The 4,714-nt window shown below is 63.9% G+C and carries 1 protein-coding gene; it reads right to left on the bottom strand.

Going from position 1 to position 4,714, the window contains the following annotated elements; translation table 11 throughout:
- Positions 1 to 4,714, bottom strand: a 4,714-nt coding sequence (locus tag NUV89_RS27775) for a non-ribosomal peptide synthetase (protein WP_257783834.1), incomplete at both ends; no start/stop codon positions are given.

Consider the following 4,714-nt stretch of genomic DNA (forward strand, 5'->3'; position numbering starts at 1 on the left):
TCGACTGCTCGCCAAGGCACAGGGCAATCGCGTCGGGGCGTTGCTGTGCCTGGGCGGCAAACAGTCGATGGACACCGAGTTGAATCGGCGAAGCCGCACCGCCGGCATTCCATTGTTGCAGAAGGCGTACCTGCTCCTGGCTGTCGAGCAGTGTCAAGCAACCAATGGGCTGCTGTGCGTCACGGGCGACAGCCTCCAGCAGGTTCTGCCAGTGCTGCGCCAGGCGTGCCACGGTCGCGGCGTCAAACAGGTCGGTGGCATAACTCAGCGAAGCCCACAGACCTTGTGCCGACTCCTGGGTATCCAGGCTCAAGTCGAAGTGCGTCGTCTGGCTGTTCCATTCCAACCCTTCCACACGCAAGCCGGGCAATTGCTCACCGCGCGGCACTCGGGCCTCGGATTGATGGTTGAACATCACCTGGAACAACGGGTTGAAACTCAGGCTGCGCTGCGGATTCAGTGCCTCCACCAACTGCTCGAACGGCAAGTCTTGATGAGCCTGGGCGTCCAGGGCGCGCCGCTTGGTCTGTTGCAGCAGCTGAGTAAAACTCATCTGCCCATCGACATCGGCCTTGAGCACTTGGGTGTTGACGAAAAAACCAATCAGCCGCTCGGTTTCCACGCGATTACGGTTGGCGATGGGCACACCGACACGAATATCCGATTGCCCACTATAGCGGTGCAACAGGGTCTGGAACGACGCCAGCAACAGCATGAACAGGGTCACCCCCTCGCGCTGCGCCAGCACCTTGAGCGCGTCGACAAGGCTGGCATCAAGACCGATCTCCAGGCACGCGCCCCGGTAACTCTGTACGGCCGGGCGCGGGTGATCGAGCGGCAACTCCAGAACGGGCTGCTCCCCACCCAGCAAATCACGCCAGTACGTCATCTGGCGTTGCCTTTCACCCGCCTCCATCCAGTTGCGCTGCCACACGGCGTAATCGACGTATTGCAGCCCCATCGGCGGCAGTGCTGGTGGCTGGCCCTGAGTGAATGCGGCATAAAGCTGCACCAACTCGTCAACCATCACCTGCATCGACCAGCCATCGGACACAATGTGGTGCTGGACCAGTACAAGCACATGCTCCTGCTCGCTCAGTTGCAGCAGTGTGACCCGCAGCAAAGGACCTTGGCGCAAATCGAACGGCTTGGCTATTTCGGCTTCCACCCGCGCCTGTACCTGCCCGGCGCTGGCGTTTTCGAGTCGAGCGTAATCCAGCGCCATGGCCGCGACCGGCAGGATACGCTGTACGGTGCGCTCCCCTTCGCTGGCAAATACGGTGCGCAAGGTTTCATGGCGGGCGAGCAACGCATCGAAACTGCGCTGCAACGCCGAACGATCCAAATGCCCACTCAGGCGCAATGCGCTGGGCACATGGTAAGCAGCGCTATCGGGCTCCAGTTGCCAGAGGAACCACTGGCGCTCCTGGGCAAAAGACAGCGCCAGCGGCTGATCGCGCCCGACCGCGAGCATCGGCGGCGCCAGTGGCCCTTCAGCGGCCTGCAAGGCCAAGACAAACCCCTCCAGCTGCGGCTGTTCAAACAGGATGCGCAGCGCCACTTCACGCTCAAGCAACTGGCGCACCCGCGAAATCACCTGCATCGCCAACAGCGAGTGCCCGCCCAGCTCAAAGAAGTGATCGTTCAGGCCGATGCGTTCAGCGCCGAGTACATCGGCCCAGATTGCGGCGACTTGTTGCTGCAAGGCGGTGACCGGTTCGACCCAAACGCCCTGGGACTGTGCGGCGTCAGGCTGCGGCAAGCCCTTGCGGTCAAGCTTGCCGTTGGGGGTCAGCGGCATTGTGGTGAGGAACATGAAGTGCGCCGGCACCATGTAGTCCGGCAGATGGGTTTTCAGGGCGCGGCGCAGGGTTTCGCGGAACTCGGTTTCGTTGGCCAGGCCTGCATCAGCGGGAACGACGTAGGCCACCAACTGCTTGCCGGTCGGGCCGTCCTGGGCGACGACCACGGTTTCGCCAACACTGTCCTGCTCGCGCAGGCGTGCTTCGACTTCGCCCAGTTCGATGCGAAAGCCACGGATTTTCACTTGATGGTCGACACGACCGAGGTAGTCGACCACGCCGTCCGGGCGGCCACGGGTCAGGTCGCCGCTGCGGTACACGCGGCTGCCAGGTTTGCCGAAGGGGTCGGGGACGAAGCGTTCGGCGGTCAGCGCTGGGCGTTCCAGATAACCGCGGGCAACGCCCTCGCCGCCCAGGTAGAGTTCACCGGCGACGCCGATGGGTTGCAGGTTGAGCTGGGCGTCCAGCACGTAGCCGCTGCGGTTGCCCAGCAAGGTGCCAATCGGGGCGTAGACAGCGCCGCATGGATCGCCTTTGCGTGCTTTCCAGAGCAGCGGCGTGACCACGGTTTCAGTCGGGCCATAGCCGTTGAACAGGTAGGTCGGCTTGAGCGCACGCCAGGCCAGGTCGTAACTGGCCTGCGCCACCGCATCACCACCGAAGCAATACACCCGCACCGCCGGTGGGTTGCCATCGCGCTCGGCATGCTCGGCCAGCTGTTGCAGGTACACCGGCGGGAACACCGCCATGGTCACGTTGTGGCGATGCATCTGCGCGTAGGTGTATTCCGGCAACCACAAACTGTCGTCACGGATCAGCACGCTGGCGCCGTTGATAAGCGGGTGCATCCAGCCTTCGTGGGAGCCGTCGAAGGCAAAGGACATGAAGTGCAGTTCGCAATCGGCCGGGCTGGTTTCGTAGCGCTCGCCGGTGGCGATGATGTGCGCGACCAACGGGCCGTGGGCTACGGCAACGCCCTTGGGCATGCCGGTGGAGCCCGAGGTGTAGATCACGTAGGCGAGGTTGTCGCCATCCAGTTTCACTTCGGGCGCGGTGTCGCTGTAGTCCGCCCAGTCTTGAGTGCGATCAATCGCCAGGGCTTCCAACCCTTCCGGAATCGGCAGTTGCTGCAACGCACGGGTGTGGGTCAGCAACAACCGCGCCCGGCTGTCTTGCATCATATACAGCAGGCGATCACGCGGGTATTCGATGTCCAGCGGCACATACACACCGCCGGATTTGAGCACGGCAAGGAACGCCACCAGGCTTTCAGCACTGCGCGGCATGGCAATCGCCACCCGCACTTCGGGGCCGACGCCACGGGCGATCAGCGCGCGGGCCAGGCGGTTGGCCTGACGGTCCAGCTCACCGTAACTGAGGCTTTGCGTGTCGAACTTGACCGCCACGGCCTGGGGATTTTCACGGGCGCGCTCGGCGAACAGTTCATGGACCCAGCGAGCGTTCGAGAAGCCGGATTCACTGCGATCCCACAGCTGCAAGATGTGCTGCTGCTCGTCCGCATCCAGCAGGTTCAGTTGAGCAAGGGTCTGTTGCTGATCGGCAACCATCGCCTGCAATAGGTTCTGCCAATGCCGCGCCATGCGCTCGATGGTGCGGGCGTCAAACAGGTCGGTGGCATACCCCAGAGACGCCCAGAGCCCGCCGCGACTTTCCTGCACGTCCAGGTCGAGGTCAAAGTGCGCGGTGCGGCGCTCCCACGCCAGGCCTTCGATATGCAGATGCGTCACGGCCTGGGGTGCGTCTTCCGGGCGCCCTTCGGCCTGATGGTTGAACATCACCTGGAACAGTGGGTTGAGACTCAGGCTGCGTTCCGGCTGCAAGGCCTCCACCAGTTGTTCGAACGGCAGGTCCTGATGCGCCTGGGCATCCAGGGCACGCTGTTTGACCTGGGCCAGCAACTGGGCGACGGTGGTGTGCCCATCGATATCGGCCTTGAGCACTTGAGTATTGACGAAGAAGCCGATCAGTCGCTCGGTCTCGACCCGGTTGCGGTTGGCGATGGGCACGCCGACACGGATGTCCTGCTGGCCGCTGTAGCGATGCAACAAGGTCTGGAACGAAGCCAGCAGCAGCATGAACAGGGTCACGCCTTGCGCCTGGGCCAGGGTCTTGAGGTCGGCGGCCAGGGCGGCGGGCAGAGGCACGTCCAGGCGTGCGCCACGATGGCTTTGCTGCGCCGGGCGCTGATGATCGAACGGCAATTCCAGCACCGGCTGCTCACCGCCGAGCAATGCGCGCCAGTAGTCCAGTTGGCGCGCCTTTTCGCCGGCTTCCATCCAGGTGCGCTGCCACACGGCATAGTCCGCATACTGGATCGGCATGTCCGGCAATTGCGCGGCCTGGCCCTGGCTGAACGCGGCATACAGCTGCACCAGCTCGTCGACCATCACCTGCATCGACCAGCCATCGGAGATGATGTGGTGCTGCACCAGCACCAGCACATGATCGTCCTCGGCCACGCGCAACAAGCTCACGCGCAACAACGGCCCGCGCTGCAAATCGAAGGGCCGCGCGATCTCGGCCTCAACCCGCGCCTGCAATGCGGCCTCGCTGACGTCGCCGAGCACCAGCGGCACAGCGGCCTGCGCCTGAATCACCTGGCGCGGGCCCTCCGGCTGCACCTGCACCGAGGTGCGCAGGCTTTCATGGCGGGCCACCAGGGCATCAAAACTGCGTTGCAGCGCCGCCGTATCCAGGGCGCCCTTGAGGCGCAGCGCACTGGGGATATGGTAGGCGGCGCTGTGCGGGTCCAATTGCCAGAGGAACCACTGGCGCTCCTGCGCATAAGATAGCGGCAACGCTTGCCCGCGACCGACCGCCACCAGCGCCGGCGCCGCCTCGCCTGCTTCAAGTGCGTGCAAGGCCGAGGCAAAGCCATCGAGACGCGGCTG

This window comes from Pseudomonas sp. 18.1.10, from assembly GCF_024655625.1.
Classification (GTDB): Bacteria; Pseudomonadota; Gammaproteobacteria; order Pseudomonadales; family Pseudomonadaceae; genus Aquipseudomonas.